The organism is Allobosea sp. (assembly GCF_035944895.1).
Lineage (GTDB): Bacteria > Pseudomonadota > Alphaproteobacteria > Rhizobiales > Beijerinckiaceae > Allobosea.
Genome location: NZ_DASZAT010000005.1, coordinates 1,121,995 through 1,145,991, shown reverse-complemented (window position 1 = coordinate 1,145,991; position 23,997 = coordinate 1,121,995). Strand labels below are relative to the sequence as shown.

Genomic DNA, 23,997 nt, shown 5'->3' with positions numbered 1-23,997 from the left:
GCGCTCATATACCGCCAGCATCATGGACTTGTGACGATATGAACGCCCTCGCCAATCGCCGGTTCCTCAAGATGAACGGGCTCGGCAACGAGATCACCGTGCTCGATCTGCGCGGAACGAAGCATATCGTCTCCGAGACCGAGGCGCGTGCGATCGCGAGCCAGGAGCGCACCCGCTTCGACCAGTTGATGGTCCTGCACGACGCCAAGGCGGCTGGCATCGACGCCTATGTCCGCATCTACAACACCGATGGCTCCGAGGCCGGCGCCTGCGGCAACGGCACGCGCTGCGTCGCCTGGGCGATGACCGCCGATCCTGAGATGGGCCAGGCCGGCCGCGACGGGCTCCTGCTGCAGACCAAGGCCGGGCTGCTGCCAGTGGCGCGCCTGTCGGAGGCCGTCTTCACCGTCGACATGGGCGCGCCACGCCTGGCCTGGAACGAGATTCCGCTGGCCGAGCCCTTCGATGACACCAGCCGCTTCGAATTGCAGATCGGGCCGATCGACGATCCGATCCTGCACACACCCTGCGCCGTCAGCATGGGCAACCCGCACGCCGTCTTCTTCGTCGACGATCCCTATCGCTTCAATCTCCAGCAGATCGGCCCGCTGCTGGAGAACCATCCGATCTTCCCGGATCGCGCCAATATCGGCCTTGCCGCCGTCAAGGCGCCGGACCACATCGTCCTGCGGGTCTGGGAGCGCGGCGCCGGCATCACCCGCGCCTGCGGCTCAGGCGCCTGCGCGGCGCTGGTCGCGGCCGTGCGCCGCGAGCTTTCGGAGCGCAAGGCGACCGTCAGCCTGCCCGGTGGCGACCTCGTAATCGAATGGCGCGAGAGCGACGGCCATGTGCTGATGACCGGGCCGGCCGCGCTCGACTGGGACGGCGCGCTGGAGCCCGGGCTCTTCGCCGCCGTCGCCTGATGGGCGTCGAGCTCGTCACCTTCGGCTGCCGACTGAACCTCGTCGAGAGCGAAACGATCGAGCGGCAGGCGCGCGCCGCCGGCCTCTCCGACGTCGTGGTGATCAACAGCTGCGCAGTGACCGCGGAAGCCGTGCGCCAGGCCGGCCAGGCGATCCGCCGGCTGGCCCGTGAGAAGCCGGAGCGACCGATCGTGGTCACCGGCTGTGCCGCGCAGATCGAGCCGGCGCGCTTCGCCGCCATGCCGGAGGTGGCGCGGGTGCTCGGCAATGCCGAAAAGCTCGACGCGGCGAGCTGGCGGACGCTTGCAAGCTCCAACAGCCTGCGGGCCACGGATAGGAACGACGATCCGACCGCCAAGATCGCCGTCGGCGACATCATGCAGGCGCGCGATGCTACCCCTCACCGCACGCAGGCGCTCGGCCTGCACACGCGCGGCTTCCTGCAGGTGCAGAACGGCTGCGACCATCGCTGCACCTTCTGCGTCATCCCGCTCGGGCGCGGCAATGCGCGCTCCTCGCCCGTCGCCGAGGTCGTCACCCAGGCGCGCCGGCTCGTGGCGGATGGCGCCAGCGAGATCGTGCTGACCGGGGTCGACCTGACGAGCTATGGGCGGGAGCGGCCGGGCGGGCCGACGCTCGGCGCGCTCGTCGGCGCTATCCTCGCCGCGCTGCCCGAGCTGAAGCGTTTGCGCCTGTCCTCGCTCGACGCGGTCGAGGTCGACGACGATCTGCGCGACTTGATCGCAGGAGAGCCGCGGCTGATGCCGCATCTGCACCTCTCGCTGCAATCGGGCGACGATCTGGTGCTGAAGCGGATGAAGCGCCGCCATAGCCGCAGCGAGGCCGTGAATTTCTGCGCTCAGATGCGCGCCCTGCGCCCCGACATCGTCTTCGGCGCCGACCTGATCGCGGGCTTCCCGACCGAGGACGAGGCGATGTTCTCGCGCACGCTCGCGCTGATCGAGGAGTGCGGCCTGTCCTATGTCCACGGCTTCCCGTTTTCGCCGCGGCCCGGCACGCCCGCGGCGCGCATGCCGCAGGTCCCCGGCGGCGAGATCAAGGAGCGCGCGGCCCGTTTGCGCGAGGCAGCGGAAGCAGCGCACACCCGGCATCTTTTCGCCCGGATCGGCCGGCCGCTCTCGGTCCTGACCGAGCGCGGCGATACCGGCCGAGCCGAGGACTTCACGCTGGTGCGCTTCGGGCACGGCGTCGCGCCCGGGCAGATCCTGCCGGTGACCGCCCATGCCCAAAGTGGCAAATCGCTGCTGGCGGCTTGACCGGGCTTCCCTCCACGGCCATAGCCGGCTGCGCTTCATCCGTCTCGCTGCCGTCGCAATCGGGAACTAGCCCGTGACCATGATCAGATCGCTTCGCCTGTCGGCCGCCCTCGCCACCCTCCTGTCCGCCGGCGGCGCTGCAGCGCAGTCGTATGGCGATTCCGTCAGCGGCCTCTCGGTTTCGCCACCGGCCGGCTTCAAGGCCGAAGCCGGCCAGCCGCACCCGCTCTTCGATGTGACGATCGATATCAGCTCGAAGACCGGTACGCCGAAGGCGGTGAACAGCAACGGCCAGCTCTGCACACTCGGCTTCAAGCCCGCGGCGCAGAACGCCCAGCTGACTCGCAAGGTCATCAACGCGCAGATGGCCAGGCCGGAGTGGCAGCAGCTCTATCGCACGATGTTCGAAACGATTGGCACCGTGTCCGACCTCAAGCTGTTCGAGCATCAGGGCTTCAACGGCATCGAGCTGATCGTGACGCCCAAGGCCGGACCGAACGCGCAAGGTGTGCGCATGTTCGCCTCGACCCTGGAGACCGCCAAAGGCCGGACGGCGCTGATCTGCGCGACCGACCAGACGGGGCTGGCCACCGCGCTGCCGCTGCTCAAGGCGCTGCGCGCTACGATCCACGCGCCGGAATAAGCGCCTTTCAGCCTCCTGGAACATCCTTCGAGACGGCCGCTTGCGCGGCCTCCTCAGGATGAAAGCTTTGGAACCGAAACCGCTCAACCCTTCTGCGCGGCGATCTCCTCGCGCAGCGCCCGGCGCAGCACCTTGCCGACATTGGTCTTCGGCAAAGCGTCGCGGAAGATGATTTGCCTGGGGACCTTGTAGCCGGTGAGGTTCTCCTTGCAGAAGGCGCGCAGCTCCTCGGCCGTGACGGCCGTGTCCCGTTTCACCACGAAGGCGGTCACAGCCTCGCCGGAATGCTCGTCCGGCAGGCCGATGACGGCCGATTCGAGCACGCCGGGGTGCTTGGCGAGCACGTCCTCGACCTCGTTCGGGTAGACATTGAAGCCGGAGACCAGGACCATGTCCTTCATCCGGTCGACGACCTTGATCTGCCCATCCGGCAGGAAGACGCCGACGTCGCCGGAGCGGAAATAGCCATCCGCCGTCATCACCTTGGCGGTCTCGTCCGGCCGGTTCCAGTAGCCGGCCATCACCTGCGGCCCGTGGATGCAGATCTCGCCGGGCTCGCCGACCGGCACGTCGTTGCCCTCGGCGTCGCGGATGGCGAAGTCGGTCGACGGCAACGGGTAGCCGATCGTGCCGGTGAACTCGGTGATGTCGGTGCGATTGACCGAGGCGACGGGCGAGGTCTCCGACAGACCGTAGCCCTCGATGATCGGCCGGCCCGTGACCTCCTTCCAGCGCTTTGCCACGGCGGCCTGCGTCGCCATGCCACCGGCGATGGCGAAGCTGAGCTCCGAGAAGTTCACGTCCTTGATCTCGGGATGGCTGGCGAGCGCGTTGTAAAGCGTGTTGACGCCGGAGAAGAGCGTGAACCGGCTCGCCTTCAGGGTCTTGATGAAGCCGGCAATGTCGCGCGGATTGGCGATCAGCAGCCCCTTGGCGCCGATGCGCAGCATGAACATGCAGCAGCAGGTCAGGGCGAAGATGTGATAGAGCGGCAGCGCCGTGACCATGACGTGCTGGTAGTCACTGCGGCCATGCGGCGCCTCGAGCTGCCAGCCGAGCCAGAGCGCGCATTGCGCGACATTGGAAGCGACGTTGTGATGCGTCAGCGTCGCGCCCTTGGCGATGCCGGTGGTGCCGCCGGTATATTGCAGGAAGGCTACATCCTCGGGCGCGACCGTGACCGGGCTCATCGTCCCCGGATGGGCGAAGATGGTCTTGAGCGGCACCGCACCCGGCAGGTCGTAGGGCTTGACCACCTTCTTGATCTTGCGGGCGACGAAATTGACGATCGTCCCCTTGAAGCCCATCAGGTCGCCGGCAGTGGCGATCAGGATGGCGTCGAGCTTGAGATTGGGCCGCGCCTCCTCGACGACATGGGCGAAGTTCTCGATCACCACCAACGCCCGCGCGCCGGCGTCGTTGATCTGATGCGTCAGCTCGCGGGCGGTATAGAGCGGGTTGACGTTGACGACGGTGAAACCGCCGATCAGCGCGCCGAAGATCGTCGCGGGATAGGCGAGGATGTTCGGCATCATTAGCGCGATGCGGTCGCCCTTCTTGAACCCCTGCGCCTGCAGCCAGCCGGCGAAGGCGCGCGCCGCGCGCCCGACCTCGGCGAAGGTGATCGACTTGCCGAAGCTCTCGAAGGCCTGGCGATCGGCATAGGTCTCGCAGGCATTGCGGATCAGGTCGGCAAGCGTGCCGACCCCGGCTTCATCGATCACCGGCGGCACGGCCGGCGGATAATGCGCCAGCCAGGGGCGCGCATCCGATGTCGCCTGAGCCACGGAAAGAGCCGTCATCCCCATCCTCCCTCTGCGGTCCGCCCTGTTGCCGGGCCTGGATGCCGCGTGGCGGACGCCCGGCTGCCAGCCGGCCACGATCCGCACCTTCTGATTGTCCAACGCTACACTGCGCAAGCCTAGCGGCGGGCGCAAGCACCCGCCGCTAGAAAGTTTACATATAAACCGTCTTGCTGCAACTCGGTAAAGGCGGCGCTCGACGAGCCTGCAAGCCAGGCACCACCGCGAGCCGGGGCGGAACCCGGCCAGGCTGGAATGGCCTGGCCGAGGGAACCGTCATCATCTTTTAGTTCATAGACTTTAGTCTAAATTCCTTCGTTCCAGCCAATTTGCCGCGCCGGCTGGAACGGGACTCTAGCGCGCCAGTGCCATCGCCTGCGCCGCGACCACCGCGTCGGCCGGCTTGCCGGCGAGTTCGGCGAGATGATCGAAGCGGGCGCTGAACGAGCCGACGCCCGCCGTCGCCGAGCGCAACTCGACGATCAGCCCTGCCATCTCCGCCTCCGGCATCAGCGCGTTGATCTGGTCCCAGCCGCGCCAGCCCGGCCGCGCATCGTAGCCGAGGATCTGGCCGCGCCTGGCCGAGACGATCGCCGAAGCCCGCGACATCGCATCCGAGGGGATCACGATCTCGACCGCCAGGATCGGCTCCAGCAGCACGGGCCTGGCCTGCGGGCAGGCCTCGCCCATGGCGATCCGCGCCGCCTGGCGGAAGGCCATGTCGGAGGAATCGACCGTGTGGTAGGAGCCGTCGGTCAGCGTCACCTCGATGTCGACGAGCGGAAAGCCGAGCGGGCCGCGCTGGCAGTAGTCGCGCACCCCGGCCTCGACCGAAGAGATGTACTGTCTCGGCACGACGCCGCCGGTGATGCGATCGACGAAGCGGATGCCCTCGCCACGCGGCAGCGGCGCGATCTCCAGCACGACATCGCCGAACTGGCCGTGCCCGCCGCTCTGCTTGCGGTGCCGGCCGCGGGCGCTGGCCTTGCCGCGCAAGGTCTCGCGATAGCCGATCTGCGTTGCGCCGCTGTCGACATTCACGCCGTAGCGCCCGGCGAGCCGTTCGAGCGCGACGCGCAGGTGCATCTCGCCCTGGCCGGACAGGCGCATCTCGCCGAATTCCGCACGATGCTCGAGAGCGAGCGCCGGATCCTCATCGATCAGCTTGGCGAGGCCGGTGGTGAGCCTGACATCGTCCTTGCGATCCTTGACGCCGACCGAGAGCGCATGGACCGGCTCGGGCGGCGCCAGAGCGCTGACGACATCGGGCCGGACCTTGCCGACCGCGACCGCGTCGCCTGTGCGTACGCCTTCCAGCCGCGCGAAGGCGACGGTCTCGCCTTCCTCCGCCGCCGGGCGGCGCTGCTGCTCGGCGCCCTTGAGTTCGAGCACGCCGGCAATGCGCGCTTCGACGCCGCCGGACGAGGTGATCACGTCGCCTTCCGCCATCCGGCCGCGCAGCACACGCGCCAGCGAGACCTTGCCGCCCTGGCCGGACTGCCAAGTCTTCATGATGAGCGCCAGCGGCACGCCACTGTCGACCACGCCGATGCGGCCGCGTGTCACCTCGAGGGACGGCGCCTCGTGCCTCAGCGCCTTGAGCAGGCGGGTGACACCGTTTCCGCGCTCGGCCGCGCCGATCAGCACCGGCACGACATGGCGCTGCTTGAGCTCGCGGGCGAGGTCATCGAAGACGAGATCGCGCGGCGGCTCGATGTCGCCGAGCAGGCCTTCCATCAGCTCGTCATCATAGTCGGCGAGCTTCTCCAGCATCGAGAAGCGGGCGTCGCGCTCGCGCTCGACCTCCTCGGGCGCCAGCGGCACGACCTCGCTCGGCGCGTGCTCGCGATAGATGAAGGCGCGCTCGAGCGCGAGATCGATGAAACCGACGGCGATGCCACCCTGCCAGATCGGGATCTGCCGGAGCAGCAGCGGGGTGCGCGAGGCGCGCTGCAGCAATCCGAGCGTCTCACGCACGCGCCGGGACGCGGAATCGATCTTGTTGAGGAAGAGGAAGCGCGGGATGTCGGCTTCCTCGAGCTCGCGCAGCACGAGCTCCAGCGCCGGCGCCTTGCGGTCATCGGCCTCGCAGACCACGACCGCGGCGTCGACAGCCGGCAGGACATGGCGCATCTCCTGAAGGAATTCGACGGAGCCGGGGCAATCGATGAAGGTGTAGCGCTCGCCCATGAAGTCGACTGTCGCGACATTGGGCTCGGTGCTCATCTGATGGGAGCGCGCTTCCGGCGAGGCGTCGCCGACGCTGTTCTTCGTCTTGACGGAGCCGGCGCGCGAAACAGCGCCGCAACGCTCCAGAATGCTCTCGAACAGGCTGGTCTTGCCGCTCTGGAAGGGACCGACGATCGCGATGCATCGCGGCCCCCTTGCTCTGACGCCGGACGGGTTTCCTCCAGTGCTGGAAGTCGCAGCCATGTCGTCCTCCTTCGGTTCTGGCCGCGCGGACAAGGCTTCAAAAGCCTTCTGTCCGAAGCGGCGGTTGACCGGCGGGAACGGAAAGTGAAGCGCCCACGCCGGAGAGGCGGCGGTCGCTCGGGCCCGACTGGGTCGGGCGGCCGTCGAAGAGGGATGTCGAAGGGCAGGTTCGCGCCGTTCAGGAGCCGGCGCAAGCGGAATATTAACCGCAGTCTCAGGCCGGCTCGGACCGGCGCGCGCCATGCGCCTGTCCCCATAGCGTCATCGCCTCGAAGATCGGCGCCAGCGCCCAACCGCGCTCGGTCAGCGCATATTCGACCTTGGGCGGCACCGTCTCCTGCACGCTGCGCGAGATGATGCCGTCCTCCTCCAGCGCCCGCAACTGCAGGGTCATCATGCGCTGGGTCACATGCGGCAGCAGCCGGCGCAGCGCGTTGAAACGGCGTGGCCCCTGCGTCAGCTGGAACAGGATCAGCGCCTTCCACTTGCCGCCGATCACGTCGATCGTCGCCTCCACCGGGCACCAGACATAGGGGATGTCCTTGAGCGAGGGGCGCATCGGCTACTCCAATCAAGTATAAAAATTGTGCGTACTTATGCTTTGGATACTGCCCTGTTATGCCTCCGCCATCAACCGATGGAGGACATGATGCTCGCGATCATGGGAGCGACGGGACAGACGGGCGGCGCGGCGTTGACGGCCGCTCTCGCAGCCGGTCATGCGGTCAAGGCGATCGTCCGGGAACCGAACCGAGCCGGAGCGCTTGCCGACAAGGGCGCCGCCCTGGCCAAGGCCGACCTCGACGATGTCGGAACACTGACGGCAGCCTTTGCCGGCACGGACGCTGTCTACGTCCTGAACCCGGTGCCGCACGCCGCCGGGGATGTCTTCGCCGCTGCGGCAAAGAACGGGGCAATGATCGCGGAAGCGATCCGCCGCGCCGGCGTGCCGCATGTGGTGGCGCTGTCGTCGAGCGGTGCGCATCGCGCTGAAGGGACCGGCATCGTCAGGGCTCTGCACGATTTCGAGCAGGCGCTGCGCGGTGCGGCACCCTCGCTGACTTTCATCCGCGCCACCGAGTTCATGGAGAACTGGGGCAGCGTCCTTGGTGTCGCGGCCGAGCACGGCATCCTGCCGAGCATGCGCCAGCCGCTCGACACCGCCGGCGAGACCGTCTCCGCGATCGATGTCGGCCGGCAGGCGGCTGTCGAGCTCGCTCGCCCGCATGCCGGTGAGCGCATCGTCAACCTGAAGGGGCCGGCCGAGTATTCGCCCGAGGACGCAGCGCAGGCGCTGACCGAACTGCTCGGCAAGCCGGTCCTGGCCGTAGCGACGCCGCGTCAGGAGTGGGAGCCGGGGCTCATCGCTGCGGGCTTGAGCGCGAGTCATGCCCGCGAACTCGCCGGGCTCTACGATGCCATGAACGCCGGCCGCGCCAGCTTCGAGGAGATCGGCGAGACGCGCCGCGGCAGCGTCTCGCTGAAACAGGCGCTGGCCGGTCTGCTGGCCTAGCGATTGCGCCTTTGACCACGCAGCGTCGGCAGGCCGATGCCGACCGCGTCGAAGCCGCCATCGACGGCCAGCACCTGGCCGGTGATGTAGCTCGCCTTATCGCTGCACAGGAAGAAGATCGCCTCGGCGAGTTCTTCTTCCGCGCCATAGCGGGCAAGCGGGATGGCGTCGTGATAGTCGGCGCGGATCTCCGGCGAATGCACGGCCTTGGCCATCGCGGTCTCGACCGGGCCGGGTGCGACGGCGTTGACGCGAATGCCGAGGCCGGCGAGCTCGGCCGCCTGCTGCTTGGTGAGATGGGCGAGCGCCGCCTTGCTGGTGCCGTAGGCGACGCGCAGCGTCGAGGCGCGCAGGCCCGAGATCGAGGTGATGTTGACGATGGCGCCGCCGCCATTGTCGGCCATCACCGGCGCGGCCGCCTGCGTCGTCAGGAACGGCCCGTCGAGGTTGACCGCGAGGACGCGCTGCCATTCGGCATAGCTCGTCTCGAGCAGCGGCTTGAACACGGCGGTGCCGGCATTGTTGACGAGAGCATCGAGCCGTCCGAAGCGCTCGACCACCGCATCGACCGCCTCGGCGACCTGCTCGGGAATCGCGACGTCGCAGCCGATCGACATCGTCGCGGTGGGCGCGTCGAGATCGGCCATCGCCCTGGCGAGTTCCGGCTCGTCGATGTCGAGCAAGGCGACGCGCCAGTTGTCGGCGAGGAAGCGCTTGGCCGTCGCCAGCCCGATCCCGCGCGCGGCCCCGGTGACGAGGGCGGTCTTGATCGAACTCTCGGACATGATGCTGCTCCGCTATCCATAACCCTGCGGCTTGCATACAGCCCGGCGCGGCCAGCCGGAAGCGCGCCTAGCGAAACGCCGCCAGCAGCAGGAACAGGCCGGAGAGCAGCATCATCCCGTCGAGCAGGCGCTGGAAGGTACGCTCATCCATGCGCCGCACCAACGCCTTGCCGATGAAGGCGCCGAGCATCAGCGAGGAGCCGACGATGACTCCCTTGGCGAAGATCGCCAGCGGCATCGCGCCGAAGCTACGGAAAGTCCCGACCTTGGTCAGATAGATGAACAGCGAGGTCGCGGCCTCCGTCGAGAGCAGCGCGCCCTTGCTCAGGCCGTAGGCGGCGAAGGCGGGAACGCTGAGCGGCCCCGTCGAGAGCACGAGGCCGGTCAGGAAGCCGATCGCCGCCCCGGCCAGAGCCAACTGCCAGAGGCCGAGCCTGATCTGCCGCGCCGCGAGCCAGTGCCGCCCGGGAATCATCAGCAGGAAGAACAGGCCGAGGCCGATATCGATCGCCGCCGCCGGCAATTGCAGCAGTGTGCGCGCACCGAGCATCGCCGCCGGGATGCCGGGCAGCGCATAGGCGAGGAAGGCGCGCCAATCGACCTCGCGCCACCAGGCCGCGAGCCGCGCCAGATTCGCCATCACCGCGGCGACGGCCATGATCGGCACCGCTTGCTTCGGCCCGAACGACCAGACCAGCACCGGCAGGAGCATGATCGAGGAGCCGGTCCCGACCACGCCGCCGACGGTGCCAGCGATCAGCCCGACCGCCAGGGTGAACAGCGAGGCATAGGACAGGATCTCGGCCGGCATGCTGAATTTCGTGGCCCTGCCGGCGACATTGCGCAAGATGGGCGGGAACTGGTCCGGCTCGACCATCGCAGCGTCTCGACAAAGCCGCCGCCCTGCTGTATGGCCACGCCCTCAACTGAAAACAGCGAGCCGAAAGCCCGCGCTACCCGCGCGAACACGGCCATGGAGATAGCCATGAACATCATCGAGCAGCTCGACAAAGAGCAGATCGCCAAGCTCGCCGAGAGCAAGGAAATCCCGCATTTCCAGCCCGGCGACACCGTGCAGGTCAACGTCAAGGTCAAGGAAGGCGAGCGCAGCCGCGTCCAGGCCTATGAAGGCGTCGTGATCGCCCGCAATGGCGGCGGCCTCAACGAGAGCTTCACCGTCCGCAAGATTTCCTATGGCGAGGGCGTCGAGCGCGTCTTCCCGCTGTATTCGCCGAACCTCGACTCGATCAAGGTCGTCCGCAAGGGCAAGGTTCGCCGCGCCAAGCTGTATTACCTGCGCGATCGCCGCGGCAAGTCGGCCCGTATCGCCGAGCGCGTCGACGCCAAGCCGGCCAAGGGCGAGAGCAAGGGCAAGTAAGCCGCTCTTCCTTTTCCACGATTTCAGGAACGCGGCCTTCGGGCCGCGTTTTTTGTTGCCTGCGCCGTGGAAGGAGCATAGCCAGGCATTCCTGATACGCATATCGATATCATGATATGGCAATTGCAATGCGTTTCAGTCATTGCTATGTAAGCACATCATTAGCAAGCTATTTATGTGAACGCTATGGACTCCCCGGAGCTTCAGGCCACCTTCACCGCCGAGCTGGCGTCAGCCAACCGCAAGCTCAGGGCACTGGTCGACGAGCGCGCTCGCGACATGGGCCTGACGCTGTCGCGGGCTCGCCTCCTGATGCAGCTCGCCAAGGCCGACGGGCCGATCCAGTCCGACCTCGCCGGGCTACTCGAGATCGAACAGCCGACATTGGTGCGCCTGCTCGACGGCCTCGAACGCGCCGGCATGATCGAGCGCCGTGCCGCCCCCGGCGACCGGCGGGCCCGGCGGGTGTTCCTGACACCGGTGGCGCGCGCCCAGGCCGAGGACATCCTTGCCTTCCTGACCGAATTGCGCGCCGATGTGCTCGACGGGATCGACAGGGAGGAGTTGGAAATCGCGCTGCGCGTGCTCTCCCGGATGTCACGGAACATCGCCGCCACGCGCGGGGCGGCTGGATGAACACGCCCTCCCCCGCTCCGCAAGCTGCACCGCCACCGTCTCCTGCGCCTGGGGGCATGAGCCGCGCCCGGGCCTTCGCCTACATGCTGGCCGCGACGATGCTGGCGATGACGCAGCAGGTCGGCGCTAATCTCATCACGACCAATGTCTACCAGATCCAGGGCGATCTCGGCGCCACCGTCGCCGAGACCAACTGGCTGATCGCCGCCTATCTGGCGCCGAACGTTTCGCTCTCGATCGCCCTGATCAAGATCAGGATGCAGTACGGCCTGCGCAACTTCGCCGAGATCAGCATCGTCGGCTTCGTGATCGCCGCCCTGCTGAATTTCTTCGTGCACGACCTGCAATCGGCGCTGGTCGTGCGCTTCATGAGCGGCATCGCCGCCGCGCCGCTGTCCTCGCTCGCCTTCCTCTACATGATCGAGCCGCTGCAGCCACGCCAGAAGCTGACGGTCGGCCTGTCGCTTGCGCTGACCAACACCACGCTCGGCATCCCCGTCACCCGGCTGCTCTCGCCGAGCCTGCTCGAGATCGGCGGCTTCCATGGCCTGACCCTGTTCGAGATGGGGCTGGCGCTGGTCGCATTCGGCCTGGTCTACGCCCTGCCTCTGACGACGCCGCCGCGGGTCAAGGTGATCGGGCCGCTCGACGGCGTCAGCTATCTCCTGATCGCGCTCGGCTTCGGTGCCATCGCCGTCGCGCTCTCGCTCGGGCGGATCTACTGGTGGCTGGAAGCGCCCTGGCTCGGCTGGCTTTTTGCCGGCGCGGTCGCCTGCCTGATGCTGGCTGCGATCATCGAACTGCGCCGCCAGAGCCCGCTCATCGACATACGCTGGCTGACCAGCCCGGCGACGCTGCATTACGCCACCGTGCTGCTGCTCTTCCGCGTCGTGCTGGCCGAGCAGACGGTCGGCGCGTCGAATTTCTTCCAGGCGCTCGGGTTCCAGAACGAGCAGACCCTGCCGCTCTATGGCGTGATCCTGGCGGCGATCCTGGCCGGCGGCTTCACCTGCGCGGCACTGCTGCGGCCCGGGCGGGAGAATGCCTTCTACGCGGCGTCGCTAATCTGCATCATGACCGGCGCGCTCCTCGACAGCAACGCCACCAGCCTGACCCGGCCGGACGACATCCATCTCAGCCAGGCGCTGGTGGCCTATGGCTCGGCCCTGTTCCTGCCGGCGGCAATGGGACAGGGTCTCGCCCCGGCGCTGGCGCGCGGACCGGTCTATATCCTCAGCTTCTTCGTGATCTTCCTGTTCACCCAGAGCATTGGCGGCCTGCTCGGCTCGGCGCTGTTCGGCAGCTTCATCACCCTGAGGACCAGCTTCCACTACAGCCAGCTCGCCGAGCATTTCTCGCTGGCCAATCCGCTCGTCGCCGAGCGCATCCAGCAGCTCGGCGGCGCCTATGGCCATATCCTGACCGATCTCGGGCTGACACGGGCCGAAGGCATCACCCTGCTCGCCCAGCAGGCAGTCCGGGAGGCGACCGTGCTCGCCTATAACGACGCCTTCCTGCTGATCGCCCTGATCGCCGGCAGCGCGCTGATCGGACTCCTCACCCACCTTGTCGTCCTGCGCTTGCGGGAACGCCTCGCTGCTCCCGCCGTCCCCCCTGCTCCCGCGCCCCAGCCATGACCCGCATCGTCCACTCGCTCTCAACCTATATCGCGCTCGCCGTCGGCCTCGCTGGCATCGGCGTCATCCTCTACGCATGGCGGCTGCCGCCCTTCGCCAGCGCAATCGAGACCACAGAGAACGCCTATGTGCGTGGCCAGGTCACGGTGATCGCGCCGCAGCTCGCCGGCTATGTCGCCGAGGTGGCGGTGCAGGATTTCGCGACGGTCAAGCAGGGTCAGCTTCTCGTTCGCATCGACGAGCGAATCTTCCAGCAGCGGCTGGAGCAGACTCGCGCCAGTCTCGCGGCGCAGCATGCCGCGCTCGCCAATTCCGAGCAGGCCCGCCACGCTGCCGAGGCACGCCAGCGCGCCAGCGAAGCCAATGTCGCCAGCGCCGAGGCAGCCCTTCGCACCGCGGAAGCCAATTGGGGCCGCATCGAGCCGTTGCGCGAGCGCGGCGTCGTCAACCAGACCAATGCCGACCAGAGCCTGCAGGCGCTCGACCAGGCTAAAGCCGCGTTGACGGCAAGCCACGCCGCGGTCGACGTCTCCCGTCAGGACGTGCAGAGCGCCATCGTCAACAAGGCTTCGCTGGAAGCAGCGGTGCAGGGCGCCGAGGCGGCCGTCCATCTCGCCGAGATCGACCTGCAGAACACCCGCATCACCGCGCCGCAGGACGGGCGTCTCGGCGAAGTCTCGGCCCGGCTCGGGCAATATGTCTCGGCCGGCACGCAATTGATGGCGCTGGTGCCGAGCCAGGTCTGGGTGGTCGCCAACTTCAAGGAGACACAGCTCTCCGGCATGCGCATCGGCCAGAAGGTGAGCTTCACGGTCGACGCGCTGCGCCATGCCCGGCTGACCGGCACGATCGAGCGCTTCTCGCCGGCAGCCGGCTCGGAATTCAGCGTGATCCGACCGGAGAACGCCACCGGCAACTTCGTCAAGATCGCCCAGCGCGTGCCGGTGCGCATCGCGATCGATCCCGGCCAGGGCCTGGCCGAGCGGCTCGCGCCGGGCATGTCGGTGGTGGTCAGCGTCGATACTTCGCAGCGCTGACGCGCCGCATGACCTGATCAATCGGCGATATCGACGTCCGTGAGCTGGAAGCCGGCCGATGTCTTCGTGAAGGTGAAGATGCTGCCGCCGCAGGCGATGGCGTAGACCTCGTTCCCGGCGCCGTCGCGGTCGTATACCGGCTTGGTGCGCTGGAGGCAGGCGCGGTTCTTCGCGGTGAAATCCTGCGGCCAGGCCTTGGCGCGGAACTGCGCTGCGTTGCTGATGGAGGCGTCGGCCATATAGGGCAGCTTCGTCATGGCGGCGACGGCTGCCGGATCATTGGCTTTCAGCGCTGCCCGGAACTTTCCGATGAAACCATCGAATTCCTGCTGCACCGCCGGAGAGGCAACGGCTTTTCGCGGCGCCTGGGCGAAGGCGGGAGCGAGGGAAGCGAGAGCGGCAACGATCACAAGGCCCGGCAGCGTCTTCATGCGTCAGCTCCGTCCGTTCGATCGACCAGCACACTGAAGCTGATCGGGAATGGAGCCTACCGCAACGTCAGCAACCGCTCCAGCAGCAGCTTCACGTCGGCTTCCGTCTGGTAGAGCCCGAAGCCCACGCGCAGGCGATCGCCGCGCAGATCGACGGTGATGCCCGCCTGCTTCAGCTTCTCATGCCACAGCGCCGCGTCGGCATGGCGGAAGGTCAGGAAATTGCCGCGCGCCGGCTCGTCCAACGGCACGACCAGGTTCTCCAAAGCGAGTGCGCCGCAGGACTGCTTTGCCAGCCCATCAGTGAAAACCGCCTGCAAGACATGGGCATGAGCGTGGATCGCCGACGCGTCGAGCCCCTTGGCCTCGAGCCAGTCGAACATCGCGCCCATACGGTAGAGGCCGGAGGGGTCGAAGGTCGCGCCCATGAAGCGCCAGCCATTCTCAGCATAGCCGATGCTTCCTTGCGCGCCCGAGAGCGCGCCGAAGGTGGCATACCAGCCGGTGTCGCGCGGGCGCATCGCGAAGCCGGGCGGGCAGTGCATGAAGCAGGCGCCCTCGCCCGACATGGCGTATTTGTAGCCGCCGGCGATGTAGAAGGCCCTGTCGGCGATGGCGGATAGGTCGGTCGGCCGGGCCAGGAAGCCGTGATAGCCGTCGATGACGACGAGCCGGCCGGGGGCGCTGACGCCATCGACCAGTGCCTCCAGATCGGTCAGGGCATAGCCGGAATTGAAGTGGACCTGGCTGACGAAGACCATGTCGGGGTCAGAGCCCTGCTGTGCCGTCGCGACCAGCCGCTCGGTCAGGCCAGCGAAGGGCTCGGCCGGCACCACGGTGAGTTCGATCAGCCCGTCCTCGGCGAGCCGCTCGATCTGTCGCCGGAAGGAATGGAACTCGGCATCGCTGGTCAGGACGCGCGGCTTGCGCTCGCGCGGCAGGCAGGAGAGCAGCCGGTTGACGAATTCATGGGTGTTGTTGGCGGGAACGAGCCCGTCGATGCCGGGCAGATTGAGATGCCGGGCCACACCCTGCGCGACCTTCTGCCAGACCGGCCCCAGCACCTCCTGCCACTTGCCGTCGACGAGGCGGGCAGCATCGTCCCAGGCGCGCAAATGTGCCTCGCGGGTGACGTCCGGCCAGAAATGATGGCTGTGGGCGGCGAAATGCAGCTTGGCCGGCCAGTTCTGGCGGAAGCGCGAGAACTCGGCGGAAAGGTCGAAGGGCGGAAATCCGAGCCCTGCGGGAGCCGTCCTCATCTGGTCCATCATCCTGCTCCGCAGCCTTGCCGATCCGGCAAAATACTTTAAACTTAAAATATCTCGTGCCTTCCCTCAGTCAAGGCGCGAGGCGAGCGAGGGCGGCATCATGACCAGTGGGACGGGCGATCACCAGAGCCGGATCGAGCCGGGCATGCAGACCGATTTCAAGGAGCGGATGGATTACGGCTCCTATCTCGGCCTCGACCTGCTGCTCGCGGCGCAGAAGCCCTTGAGCGACGCCCCCGACGAGTTGCTGTTCATCACCATCCACCAGGTCCAGGAACTCTGGCTGAAGCTCGCCACGCATGAGCTCGACGGCGCCATCGCCGCGATCCGGGCCGACGAGTTGCAGCCAGCCTTCAAGTCGCTGGCGCGCGTCTCGCGCATCCAGGCGCAGCTCGTCACCGCCTGGGACGTGCTCTCGACCATGACTCCATCAGACTATCTCGCCTTCCGCGATGCGCTCGGCCAGTCCTCCGGCTTCCAGTCCTATCAGTATCGCGCGCTTGAATTCCGCCTCGGCGCCAAGGATCCGCGCATGGCGGCGATGCACAAGCATCACCCCGAACATCACGCCCATCTACAGGAATTGCTGAACGCGCCGAGCCTCTATGACGAGGCGCTGCGGCTCTTGGCCCGGCGCGGCCTGCCGGTCCCGGCGGAGTGCGTGGAACGTGACTGGAGCCAGCCGCATGTGGCTAACGAAGCGGTGAAGGCGGCGTGGCTCTCGATCTACCGCGACACGCACCGCTATTTCGATCTCTACGAGCTCGCCGAGGAGCTGGTCGATGTCGAGGACCAGTTCCAGCAGTGGCGCTTCCGCCACATGAAGACGGTCGAGCGCATCATCGGCTTCAAGCCGGGCACCGGCGGCTCCAGCGGGGTCAAGTTCCTGAAGACGGCGCTGGAGCGCTCGTTCTTCCCGGAGCTGTGGCAGCTGCGCAGTGAGCTTTAGGACGAAGGCGCACTTGCTACGTCATGCTCGCCCTTGTCGCGAGCATCCACGTCTTGAATACCGCTCTCTAGGAACGAAGACGTGGATGGTCGGGACAAGCCCGACCATGACGGGAAGCGTTACTCGTTGTTCCCGAAGGTCATATCCCGCCGCGCCGTCAGGATGCTGATCGAATAGCCGGCGATCACGTCGACCAGCGCCATCAGCGTGATGATCACGAAGGTGCCGGTGCCGAAACCGGGAATGAACAGAAAGATCAGCCCGCAGGCGATGAACACCACCATGGACAGGCCATGGTTGAGGATCGAGCTCGACTTGGCGCTGGTCGCGTTCATGATCTCGAAGAACAGCACGATGGTCGAGATCGCGAGCAGGAGCTCGCTGACCGTCAGCACGAAGGCCGTGCCGGAGGGCAGCCCGATGCTCAGGAGTTCGCGCGAGAGCGGCACGCCCATCGCCGCAACGGTGACGCCATAGGCGATGACCGCCAGCAGCATGAAGGGGAAGAAGCGCGCCATCGCATCACCAATCCGTTTGCCGGCGCAGCCTGCCCTTTCGCAGCGCACCCGGAGCCGCTAGATATCAGCCCTGCACAGAACGCGCTACGCGCCTGCCGCTGCGACAGCGCCGCCGCGTTGCCCGTGCAGTTTGGAACTGGTAGAAGCGGGTCATGACGGTGAAGCGGCAGAACAGGGGCGAAGTCCGGCGCGTGATGCGCCGCACGCTGAACCTGCGCCGTTTTCCGACCACCCAGGGCTTTGCCGCGCTGCATGACCATGCCCGCCTGCCCTGGCGCTTCTTCGGCCGTTTCACGGCCTCGCTCGCAGCCGGCCTTACCCACGCCTGAGACTGGCCGTCCGGCCGGCGACAGGCTTTTGCGATGCGTGCTGGCCCTTGAAGGGCCCTACCTGATTTCCATACCGAAGGCGATGAAGCCATGACTGCGACCAAGGCCCCCACCACCCTCTACGACAAGATCTTCGAGGACCATGTCGTCGACCGCCAGGACGACGGCACCTGCCTGCTCTATATCGACCGCCATCTCGTCCACGAGGTCACCAGCCCGCAGGCCTTCGAGGGCTTGCGCATGACCGGCCGCAAGGTCCATGCGCCGACCAAGACGCTCGCCGTCGTCGACCACAACATCCCGACGACCGACCGCAGCAAGGGCATCGCCGAGGAAGAGAGCCGGATCCAGGTCGAGGCGCTGGCCAAGAACGCGAGGGAATTCGGCGTCGAGTACTTCAACGAGCTCGATATCCGCCAGGGCATCGTCCACATCGTCGGCCCCGAGCAGGGCTTCACCCTGCCCGGTACCACCATCGTCTGCGGCGACAGCCACACCTCGACCCATGGCGCCTTCGGCGCCTTGGCCCATGGCATCGGCACCTCGGAGGTCGAGCATGTGCTCGCCACCCAGACGCTGATCCAGAAGAAGGCCAAGAACATGCTGGTCCAGGTCGACGGCAAGCCCGCTCCGGGCGTCGGCGCCAAGGACATCACGCTCGCCATCATCGGCGAGATCGGCACCGCCGGCGGCACCGGCTCGGTGATCGAGTATGCGGGCGAGGCCATTCGCGGCCTCACCATGGAAGGCCGCATGACCGTCTGCAACATGTCGATCGAGGGCGGCGCCCGCGCCGGCATGGTCGCGCCGGACGAGAAGGCCTACGCCTATCTCAAGGACCGCCCGAAGGCGCCGAAGGGTGCCGCCTGGGACGAGGCGCTGCGCTATTGGGAGACGCTGCGCAGCGACGAGGGCGCGCATTTCGACCGCATCGTCAGGCTCGACGCCGCCAACCTGCCGCCGATCGTCTCCTGGGGCACCAGCCCCGAGGACGTGATCTCGGTCACCGGCGCGGTGCCTGATCCCGAGCAGATCGAGGACGAGGTCAAGCGCGCCTCGAAGAAGCGGGCGCTCGAATACATGGGCCTGACCGCCGGCACCAAGATGACAGAGATCCCGCTCGACGTGATCTGGATCGGCTCCTGCACCAATGGCCGCATCGAGGACCTGCGCACCGTCGCCAAGATCGTCGAGGGCAAGAAGATCCATGAGAGCCTGGACTACGCCATGATCGTCCCTGGCTCCGGCCTGGTGAAGCAGCAGGCGGAGGCCGAGGGGCTCGACAAGATCTTCCTCGCCGCCGGCTTCGAATGGCGCGAGCCGGGCTGCTCGATGTGCCTCGGCATGAACCCCGACCAGCTCAAGCCGGGTCAGCGCGCCGCCTCGACCTCGAACCGCAACTTCGAGGGTCGCCAGGGCTATCGCGGCCGCACCCACCTCGTCTCGCCGGCGATGGCGGCGGCGGCGTCCCTGATCGGCCACTTCGTCGACGTGCGCACGCTGGGCTGAGGCGGGTCGGGTTCGCGGGAGGATGTCATGAGCACCGATCCCCGCGAAGCTGCTCGCGCCAAGGAGGCCAAGGAAGCGCTCGATCGCGTCAAGCGCGATGATGAGAGCTTCCTTGGCTCGTCCATGGGGCGCGCGGCCGACCACTTCTCCGGCAAGGACGCGCCGGAAGGCGACAACATCGAGCTCTGGGGCCGCAGGATCGGCCGCGGACTCTCGCTGATCGCCTTCGTCGGCCTGTCCTGGTGGCTCGGGCATCAACTGAAGATCTGGTGATGGGCTCCGTTCCCTCGATCAAGACAGGCGCTTCGGCGCCGCCCTCGCAGGGTCTCGACTGGGACGGCGTGCGCGCGCCCTCGGGCGCCGAGTTCGAGATCCTGGCGCAGGCGGCCTATGACCGTCTGCCCGAGGATTTCCGCAAGCTCTGCGCCGATCTCGTCATCAACGTCACCGAGTTCCCCGAGGACGACGTGCTGAAGGAGCTCGAGGCCGAGAGCCCCTTCGATCTGCTCGGCCTGTTCTCGGGAATCGGCCTGCCGCAGCAGGGCTATGCCCCGCAGACCGGGCAGATGCCCAACACCATCCATCTCTATCGCCGGCCGATCCTCGACTACTGGGCCGAGCACGACGAGAGCCTGGGCGCCATCGTCACCCATGTGCTCGTCCACGAGATCGGCCACCATTTCGGCTTCGACGACGACGACATGGACGCGATCGAGAAGGCGGCGGGATAAAAACGATGCTCGATGATCTGATCCGCCACCTGCCGGACCTGGCCCTGGTCTTCTCGGCCTTCTTCATCGCCGTCGCCAGCCCTGGACCGAGCAATCTCCAGGTGATGGCGACCTCGATGGAGCATGGCCGCAAGGCCGGGATGACGCTGGCGCTCGGCGTCACCACGGGATCGCTGACCTGGGGCATCCTCGCCGCCGTCGGCGTCACCGCGCTGATCGTTGCCCATCCCGGCGCGCTCTACGCCATCAAGATCGTCGGCGGACTCTATCTGCTGTTCCTGGCCTGGCGCTCGGCCCGCTCGGCCATGCAGGCGGAGATGCCGCCGCCGAAGGCCAGCGGCTCGGGCCGCCGCCTCTATCTGCGCGGCTACCTGATGCACCTCACCAACCCGAAGGCGATCCTGAGCTGGACGGCGATCATCGCGCTCGGCCTCAGGCCCGAGACGCCGGCGGTGGTGCTCTATGCCATCATCCTCGGCTGCCTGACGATCTCGCTCGCGATCAACCAGACCTATGCCTACCTGTTCTCGACCGCCTCGATGGTGGCGGGCTACCGCAGGATCCGCCGCCGGGCGGAAGCCTGCCTCGCCGCCTTCTTCACCTTCGCCAGCTTCAAGCTCCTGACGGCGCAGCTCTGACTTCGCCGTCGCTCCAACCTTAACAGACAAGACCTGCCGGAGTACCCGCCATGCAGCCCTTCACCACCCTGACCTCGACCCCCGCCCCGCTGAAGGTGATCAATGTCGACACCGACATGATCATTCCCAAGCAGTATCTGAAGACGATCAAGCGCACCGGGCTCGGCACCGCGCTGTTCTCGGAGATGCGCTACAAGGAGGACGGCTCGGAGAACCCGGACTTCGTCCTCAACCAGCCGGCCTATCGCAAGTCGGAGATCCTGGTCGCCGGCGACAATTTCGGCTGCGGCTCGTCGCGCGAGCACGCGCCCTGGGCCCTGCTCGACTTCGGCATCCGCTGCGTGATCTCCACCAGCTTCGCCGACATCTTCTACAATAATTGCTTCAAGAACGGCATCCTGCCGATCGTGGTCAGCCAGGAAGACCTGGAAAAGCTGTTCGACGACGCCGATCGCGGCTCGAACGCGACGCTGACCGTCGATCTCGTCAACCAGAGCATCAAGGGCCCGGATGGCGGCGAGGTCCGCTTCGAGATCGATCCGTTCCGCAAGCACTGCCTGCTCAACGGCCTCGACGACATCGGCCTCACCATGGAGAAGTCGACCAAGATCGACGCCTATGAGGAGAAGCTGAAGGGCCGCGCCTGGGCTTGAGCCCTACGTCGTCCTTCTCCCCTCGGGGGAGAAGGTGGCAGCGCGTAGCGCTGACGGATGAGGGAAGGGCTGCGAGAGCGGCCCTTTTCTTGTCTCACCCAGTCGGACCGCCCTCATCCCCTGCCGGACCTTCTCCCCCGAGGGGAGAAGGAGGCTAAACGACCAACCCCTGCATCGGCGCCAACCCGCCGGTGCCGGGGAACACCTTCTCCGCCAGCACCGGCCCGGACAGCCCGAAGAGATCCGCGACGACGCCCTTGGCAACCGCACGGATGTCGGTCGTCGGCTTCAGGTCGCGCTGCTCGTGGAGTTGTTCCGGCTTCAGCCCGGGCCAATCGACGATCATCCGCTTGCCCCTGACCGCGCCGCCGACGAGGAAGGCAACCGTGCCGGTGCCGTGATCGGTGCCAACCGTGCCGTTGACGCGGGCGGTGCGGCCGAACTCGGTGACGACCATCACCACCGTATCCTTCCAGACGGGTTTCAGCCCATTCTCGAAGGTCGCGAGCGCGCCGTCGAGGCCGCCGAGCAGCGTCGCGAGCCGGCCCTTGGCGCCGCCCTCGTTGGCATGCGTGTCCCAGCCCTCGAAGGCGAGCGCAGCGATGCGCGGGCCATCCTCGGCGCCGACCAGTCTTGCCGCGCCCTCGGCGATGCGCTTCATGCCCTCGGCGCTATCGGGCCCGCCGCCACCCCGCGGCTGCTCGGCACCCTGCCTGGACGCGATCAGCTCGGTCTCGATCGCCCGCTTCAGCACCAGCGCCAGGGCGGGATCGCGCTCGCCATAGAGATCGCCGAGGCGCTGGACGAGATCGGCGCCGGCCCGCGCCATGCGCGGCGGCGCCCAGCCGAGCACCGGCGCCGCGCCGCGCACCACCAGAGGCGGGACGACACCGACACCGAGCGCGCCATGGCGTGAGACCGCCTCGCCCGCCGGCAGGCTGGCGATCAGCCGGTTGAGCCAGCCGCTCTCGGTCTTGCCCGGGCCGCCCTGCCCGCTCTCGAGCACGTCCTGCCCGTCGAAATGCGAGCGCTCGCGATAGCCGGTGGCGCTGGCATGGACGATCGCCGCCTGCCCGCCGGCATAAAGCCGCGCCAGGTTCGGCATCGCCGGATGCAGGTAGAAGAAGCCGTCGAGCGGCAACGCCGCCTCCGGCCCGTCCTTAGCCAGTGCGATGCCTTCGCGCAGATCGGCATAACCGGGATCGCCGAGCGGTGGCACGGCGGAAAGTCCGTCGAGCGCGCCGCGCAGCACCACCAGCAGGAAGCGGGAATCGCGCGAACCGGCCGCCGCATGGGCGAATTTCGGCATATAGGACCAGGCGAAGAGTGCGCTGGCCGCCCCGAGCACGGCCCGGCGCGAGGGCGTCATCCGTTCGCAATCGTCGTCGTCGGCGGCCATGCTCACCTCCGCTGGAATTCGGGCGACATCAGCAGCAGCGCCAGCGCCTGCGGCTTGCTCTCGGCCCGCGCCACGGCCTGCCGGGTCTGAGCCGAGGCGAGCGGGCCGAGCACCTCTTCGACCAAAGCGCGCGGATCGGCGACCGCGCCTGCCGCCTGGCGGCCGAGCTGGGCGGCGACGTCGATGCGGGTCTTGATGCCCTCCGGCGTCGCCCAGGCTGCGTTCGTATCGGGATAGCCGTCCGGGCCGGAAGGCTGCCAGAGCGGCTGGCCCATCACGCCGAGCGGCCCGGCGACCTGGCCGAAATCCGGCTTGCGGCCGAGCGCCCGGAACGAGGCGACCAGGAACTCCTGCGGCGTGCGCAGCTTGGTCGCGGGTGCGGTCGCGGCAAGCTCCGAGGTCACCAGCGTTCGCGACAGCGCGGCAAGATCGCCCCCGGTCTCGCGGAAGCTGCGGGCGAGCTCGGCGGCCAGCGCCTGCGGCGGATCGTCGGCGACGAAGTGGCGGGCGAGCTTGCGGGCGATGAAGCTCGCCGTGCTCGGATGGCGGGCGAGATCGGCGAGCGCCGCCATGCCCATCTCCTTGCCCTCCTGCCGGTAGACCTTGCCGAGCAGTCTCTGGCCGCCGGGATCGTGCAGGCCAGGGTTGAAGGCGAAGGAGCCGGGGAAGCCGAGGCGGGCATCGCGCCCGACCACCGTCCAGCCGGTGATGATCCGCGCCAGCGAAGTGACGTCGGCCTGCGTATAGCCGCCGGAGACGCCGAGCGTATGCAGCTCCATGATCTCGCGGGCGAGGTTCTCGTTGAGACCGCGGCCACGGCGCTTGCCGGCGCGCGAATCCGGGCCGATCGAGAGCTGGTTGTCGAGGAAGTTGAGCATGGCCGGATGGCTCTCGACCGCGATCAGCAGGTCCTCGAAGCGGCCGAAGATGTTGGGGCGGATCGCCTCGCGCTCGAAGGCGCCGGCCATGGCGCGGACGAAATTGCCCTTGGCGACCGAGACGCAGAAGTGGTTCGACCAGAACTGCACCAGCCGCTCGGCGAAACCGGTCTCAGCCTCGAGCGCGCCTTGGACGCGGGCGACCGCTTCCTCGCGATAGACCTTGGCCGGAAAGGGCGGCTCCGGCGCGGGCTGTTTCGCCATCGGGCCTTGCGGCTGCCCGGGCATGGGCGATGCGGCCGCGACCTGCACGCCTTGCCCCATGGCTTGCCGCCCACCACCCTGCTGGGTGGCGACGCGCTTTGCCTCGCGCGCGGCGCGCTCCCCATCCTCGAAGGCATAGAGCGCCCGGCCGATCGGCGCCGCGCCGGAAAAGCTGACACGCGGCTGGGCAGCGCCATCAGAGCGAATCTCCCCGAGCAAGCGCTCGCGGACATCTGCAATCGCTCCGCCCTGCCCCGGCTTCAGGCCGAGGCCGAAGCGTTGCAGGGCCAGCATCTTCAAGCGCGGGTCTGACCAATCCGCCATGCCCTCGCCTCCGCCATCTGCGTCGCCAGCTGCAGACTCCAC

Annotated in this window: 25 protein-coding genes; 15 read left to right on the top strand and 10 right to left on the bottom strand. The window is 67.5% G+C overall.

The window, feature by feature from the left end:
* Nucleotides 1-38: 38 nt before the first annotated feature.
* The 3 genes from dapF to VGV58_RS07735 all read left to right on the top strand — a co-directional run bounded on the left by dapF (nt 39) and on the right by VGV58_RS07735 (nt 2,843).
* A complete protein-coding gene (gene dapF / locus VGV58_RS07745; RefSeq protein WP_326873387.1) occupies nt 39-923 on the top strand; it encodes a diaminopimelate epimerase in 885 nt (294 codons plus the stop codon).
* Nucleotides 923-2,200, top strand: a complete 1,278-nt coding sequence (gene mtaB / locus VGV58_RS07740; protein ID WP_326873386.1) for a tRNA (N(6)-L-threonylcarbamoyladenosine(37)-C(2))-methylthiotransferase MtaB — start codon at nt 923-925, stop codon at nt 2,198-2,200. The genes dapF and mtaB overlap by 1 nt, the downstream gene beginning before the upstream one ends.
* A 73-nt stretch (nt 2,201-2,273) precedes the next feature.
* Nucleotides 2,274-2,843, top strand: coding sequence for a hypothetical protein (locus VGV58_RS07735; RefSeq protein WP_326873385.1), 570 nt, complete (start codon nt 2,274-2,276; stop codon nt 2,841-2,843).
* 83 nt (nt 2,844-2,926) lie between these two features.
* On the opposite strand, the gene VGV58_RS07730 is transcribed toward VGV58_RS07735, so the two are convergent.
* From VGV58_RS07730 to VGV58_RS07720, 3 genes are all read right to left on the bottom strand, one after another.
* Nucleotides 2,927-4,645, bottom strand: coding sequence for an AMP-binding protein (locus VGV58_RS07730; RefSeq protein ID WP_326873384.1), 1,719 nt, complete (start codon nt 4,643-4,645; stop codon nt 2,927-2,929).
* Nucleotides 4,646-4,999: 354 nt separating this feature from the next.
* The gene (locus VGV58_RS07725) at nt 5,000-7,078 is read right to left on the bottom strand and encodes an elongation factor G (protein ID WP_326873383.1); all 2,079 of its coding nucleotides are present in this window, start codon (nt 7,076-7,078) and stop codon (nt 5,000-5,002) included.
* A 214-nt stretch (nt 7,079-7,292) separates the two neighbouring features.
* Nucleotides 7,293-7,637, bottom strand: a complete 345-nt coding sequence (locus VGV58_RS07720; RefSeq protein ID WP_137884220.1) for a winged helix-turn-helix transcriptional regulator — start codon at nt 7,635-7,637, stop codon at nt 7,293-7,295.
* 87 nt (nt 7,638-7,724) lie between these two features.
* On the opposite strand from VGV58_RS07720, the gene VGV58_RS07715 reads away from it, so the two are divergent.
* On the top strand, nt 7,725-8,591 hold the full coding sequence (locus VGV58_RS07715; protein WP_326873382.1) for an NmrA family NAD(P)-binding protein: 867 nt from the start codon (nt 7,725-7,727) through the stop codon (nt 8,589-8,591).
* Here the strand turns inward: VGV58_RS07715 and VGV58_RS07710 are convergent.
* A complete protein-coding gene (locus VGV58_RS07710) occupies nt 8,588-9,376 on the bottom strand; it encodes an SDR family NAD(P)-dependent oxidoreductase (RefSeq protein WP_326873381.1) in 789 nt (262 codons plus the stop codon). The genes VGV58_RS07715 and VGV58_RS07710 overlap by 4 nt on opposite strands.
* 67 nt (nt 9,377-9,443) lie before the next feature.
* Nucleotides 9,444-10,187, bottom strand: a complete 744-nt coding sequence (locus VGV58_RS07705) for a sulfite exporter TauE/SafE family protein (RefSeq protein WP_326873591.1) — start codon at nt 10,185-10,187, stop codon at nt 9,444-9,446.
* A gap of 174 nt (nt 10,188-10,361) precedes the next feature.
* On the opposite strand from VGV58_RS07705, the gene rplS reads away from it, so the two are divergent.
* From rplS to VGV58_RS07685, 4 genes are all read left to right on the top strand, one after another.
* Complete coding sequence (rplS, locus tag VGV58_RS07700; RefSeq protein ID WP_092159431.1) at nt 10,362-10,754, top strand: 50S ribosomal protein L19; 393 nt, start codon at nt 10,362-10,364, stop codon at nt 10,752-10,754.
* A 186-nt stretch (nt 10,755-10,940) separates the two neighbouring features.
* The gene (locus VGV58_RS07695; protein ID WP_326873590.1) at nt 10,941-11,390 is read left to right on the top strand and encodes a MarR family winged helix-turn-helix transcriptional regulator; all 450 of its coding nucleotides are present in this window, start codon (nt 10,941-10,943) and stop codon (nt 11,388-11,390) included.
* Nucleotides 11,391-11,446: 56 nt separating this feature from the next.
* A complete protein-coding gene (locus VGV58_RS07690; protein WP_326873380.1) occupies nt 11,447-13,027 on the top strand; it encodes an MFS transporter in 1,581 nt (526 codons plus the stop codon).
* On the top strand, nt 13,024-14,064 hold the full coding sequence (locus VGV58_RS07685) for an HlyD family secretion protein (RefSeq protein WP_326873379.1): 1,041 nt from the start codon (nt 13,024-13,026) through the stop codon (nt 14,062-14,064). Before VGV58_RS07690 ends, VGV58_RS07685 begins: the two co-directional genes overlap by 4 nt.
* A gap of 17 nt (nt 14,065-14,081) precedes the next feature.
* Here the strand turns inward: VGV58_RS07685 and VGV58_RS07680 are convergent, their stop codons facing one another.
* Nucleotides 14,082-14,495: a hypothetical protein gene (locus tag VGV58_RS07680; protein ID WP_326873378.1), complete on the bottom strand. Its 414-nt coding sequence runs from the start codon at nt 14,493-14,495 to the stop codon at nt 14,082-14,084.
* A gap of 56 nt (nt 14,496-14,551) precedes the next feature.
* Nucleotides 14,552-15,754, bottom strand: coding sequence for an aminotransferase class V-fold PLP-dependent enzyme (locus VGV58_RS07675; protein WP_326873377.1), 1,203 nt, complete (start codon nt 15,752-15,754; stop codon nt 14,552-14,554).
* A 109-nt stretch (nt 15,755-15,863) separates the two neighbouring features.
* Here VGV58_RS07675 and kynA point away from each other — a divergent pair, with 109 nt between their 5' ends.
* Complete coding sequence (gene kynA, locus VGV58_RS07670) at nt 15,864-16,712, top strand: tryptophan 2,3-dioxygenase (protein ID WP_326873376.1); 849 nt, start codon at nt 15,864-15,866, stop codon at nt 16,710-16,712.
* Nucleotides 16,713-16,831: 119 nt separating this feature from the next.
* On the opposite strand, the gene VGV58_RS07665 is transcribed toward kynA, so the two are convergent.
* Nucleotides 16,832-17,230: a hypothetical protein gene (locus VGV58_RS07665; protein WP_326873375.1), complete on the bottom strand. Its 399-nt coding sequence runs from the start codon at nt 17,228-17,230 to the stop codon at nt 16,832-16,834.
* 152 nt (nt 17,231-17,382) lie between these two features.
* Here VGV58_RS07665 and VGV58_RS07660 point away from each other — a divergent pair, with 152 nt between their 5' ends.
* The 6 genes from VGV58_RS07660 (at nt 17,383) to leuD (ending at nt 21,090) form a co-directional block, all read left to right on the top strand.
* Nucleotides 17,383-17,559, top strand: coding sequence for a hypothetical protein (locus VGV58_RS07660; protein WP_326873374.1), 177 nt, complete (start codon nt 17,383-17,385; stop codon nt 17,557-17,559).
* A 90-nt stretch (nt 17,560-17,649) separates the two neighbouring features.
* Nucleotides 17,650-19,068 carry a 3-isopropylmalate dehydratase large subunit gene (gene leuC / locus VGV58_RS07655; protein ID WP_326873373.1) on the top strand — a complete coding sequence of 473 codons (1,419 nt, stop codon included), beginning with the start codon at nt 17,650-17,652 and terminating at the stop codon, nt 19,066-19,068.
* Nucleotides 19,069-19,095: 27 nt separating this feature from the next.
* Complete coding sequence (locus VGV58_RS07650) at nt 19,096-19,341, top strand: hypothetical protein (RefSeq protein WP_326873372.1); 246 nt, start codon at nt 19,096-19,098, stop codon at nt 19,339-19,341.
* Nucleotides 19,341-19,799 (top strand): metallopeptidase family protein, encoded by a 459-nt coding sequence (locus VGV58_RS07645; protein WP_326873371.1) that lies wholly within the window; start codon nt 19,341-19,343, stop codon nt 19,797-19,799. The genes VGV58_RS07650 and VGV58_RS07645 overlap by 1 nt, the downstream gene beginning before the upstream one ends.
* A 5-nt stretch (nt 19,800-19,804) precedes the next feature.
* Nucleotides 19,805-20,437 (top strand): LysE family translocator, encoded by a 633-nt coding sequence (locus tag VGV58_RS07640; protein ID WP_326873370.1) that lies wholly within the window; start codon nt 19,805-19,807, stop codon nt 20,435-20,437.
* A 50-nt stretch (nt 20,438-20,487) separates the two neighbouring features.
* Nucleotides 20,488-21,090, top strand: coding sequence for a 3-isopropylmalate dehydratase small subunit (leuD, locus tag VGV58_RS07635; RefSeq protein ID WP_326873369.1), 603 nt, complete (start codon nt 20,488-20,490; stop codon nt 21,088-21,090).
* A gap of 154 nt (nt 21,091-21,244) precedes the next feature.
* Here the strand turns inward: leuD and VGV58_RS07630 are convergent, their stop codons facing one another.
* The gene (locus VGV58_RS07630; protein WP_326873368.1) at nt 21,245-22,489 is read right to left on the bottom strand and encodes a DUF1501 domain-containing protein; all 1,245 of its coding nucleotides are present in this window, start codon (nt 22,487-22,489) and stop codon (nt 21,245-21,247) included.
* Nucleotides 22,490-22,491: 2 nt separating this feature from the next.
* Nucleotides 22,492-23,955, bottom strand: coding sequence for a DUF1800 domain-containing protein (locus VGV58_RS07625; protein WP_326873367.1), 1,464 nt, complete (start codon nt 23,953-23,955; stop codon nt 22,492-22,494).
* Nucleotides 23,956-23,997 lie beyond the last annotated feature (42 nt).

Bases quoted from the DNA above. Each gene is read 5' to 3' on its own strand.
- VGV58_RS07645 (WP_326873371.1), top strand. From the start codon at position 19,341: ATGGGCTCCGTTCCCTCGATCAAGACAGGCGCTTCGGCGCCGCCCTCG.
- mtaB (WP_326873386.1), top strand. From the start codon at position 923: ATGGGCGTCGAGCTCGTCACCTTCGGCTGCCGACTGAACCTCGTCGAG.
- VGV58_RS07660 (WP_326873374.1), top strand. From the start codon at position 17,383: ATGACGGTGAAGCGGCAGAACAGGGGCGAAGTCCGGCGCGTGATGCGC.
- VGV58_RS07690 (WP_326873380.1), top strand. From the start codon at position 11,447: ATGAGCCGCGCCCGGGCCTTCGCCTACATGCTGGCCGCGACGATGCTG.
- VGV58_RS07665 (WP_326873375.1), bottom strand. From the start codon at position 17,230: ATGGCGCGCTTCTTCCCCTTCATGCTGCTGGCGGTCATCGCCTATGGC.
- VGV58_RS07650 (WP_326873372.1), top strand. From the start codon at position 19,096: ATGAGCACCGATCCCCGCGAAGCTGCTCGCGCCAAGGAGGCCAAGGAA.
- leuD (WP_326873369.1), top strand. From the start codon at position 20,488: ATGCAGCCCTTCACCACCCTGACCTCGACCCCCGCCCCGCTGAAGGTG.
- VGV58_RS07685 (WP_326873379.1), top strand. From the start codon at position 13,024: ATGACCCGCATCGTCCACTCGCTCTCAACCTATATCGCGCTCGCCGTC.
- VGV58_RS07730 (WP_326873384.1), bottom strand. From the start codon at position 4,645: ATGACGGCTCTTTCCGTGGCTCAGGCGACATCGGATGCGCGCCCCTGG.
- VGV58_RS07680 (WP_326873378.1), bottom strand. From the start codon at position 14,495: ATGAAGACGCTGCCGGGCCTTGTGATCGTTGCCGCTCTCGCTTCCCTC.
- VGV58_RS07695 (WP_326873590.1), top strand. From the start codon at position 10,941: ATGGACTCCCCGGAGCTTCAGGCCACCTTCACCGCCGAGCTGGCGTCA.
- VGV58_RS07725 (WP_326873383.1), bottom strand. From the start codon at position 7,078: ATGGCTGCGACTTCCAGCACTGGAGGAAACCCGTCCGGCGTCAGAGCA.
- VGV58_RS07625 (WP_326873367.1), bottom strand. From the start codon at position 23,955: ATGGCGGATTGGTCAGACCCGCGCTTGAAGATGCTGGCCCTGCAACGC.
- leuC (WP_326873373.1), top strand. From the start codon at position 17,650: ATGACTGCGACCAAGGCCCCCACCACCCTCTACGACAAGATCTTCGAG.
- VGV58_RS07630 (WP_326873368.1), bottom strand. From the start codon at position 22,489: ATGGCCGCCGACGACGACGATTGCGAACGGATGACGCCCTCGCGCCGG.
- VGV58_RS07675 (WP_326873377.1), bottom strand. From the start codon at position 15,754: ATGAGGACGGCTCCCGCAGGGCTCGGATTTCCGCCCTTCGACCTTTCC.
- VGV58_RS07715 (WP_326873382.1), top strand. From the start codon at position 7,725: ATGATGCTCGCGATCATGGGAGCGACGGGACAGACGGGCGGCGCGGCG.
- VGV58_RS07705 (WP_326873591.1), bottom strand. From the start codon at position 10,187: ATGCCGGCCGAGATCCTGTCCTATGCCTCGCTGTTCACCCTGGCGGTC.
- kynA (WP_326873376.1), top strand. From the start codon at position 15,864: ATGACCAGTGGGACGGGCGATCACCAGAGCCGGATCGAGCCGGGCATG.
- rplS (WP_092159431.1), top strand. From the start codon at position 10,362: ATGAACATCATCGAGCAGCTCGACAAAGAGCAGATCGCCAAGCTCGCC.
- VGV58_RS07710 (WP_326873381.1), bottom strand. From the start codon at position 9,376: ATGTCCGAGAGTTCGATCAAGACCGCCCTCGTCACCGGGGCCGCGCGC.
- dapF (WP_326873387.1), top strand. From the start codon at position 39: ATGAACGCCCTCGCCAATCGCCGGTTCCTCAAGATGAACGGGCTCGGC.
- VGV58_RS07720 (WP_137884220.1), bottom strand. From the start codon at position 7,637: ATGCGCCCCTCGCTCAAGGACATCCCCTATGTCTGGTGCCCGGTGGAG.
- VGV58_RS07640 (WP_326873370.1), top strand. From the start codon at position 19,805: ATGCTCGATGATCTGATCCGCCACCTGCCGGACCTGGCCCTGGTCTTC.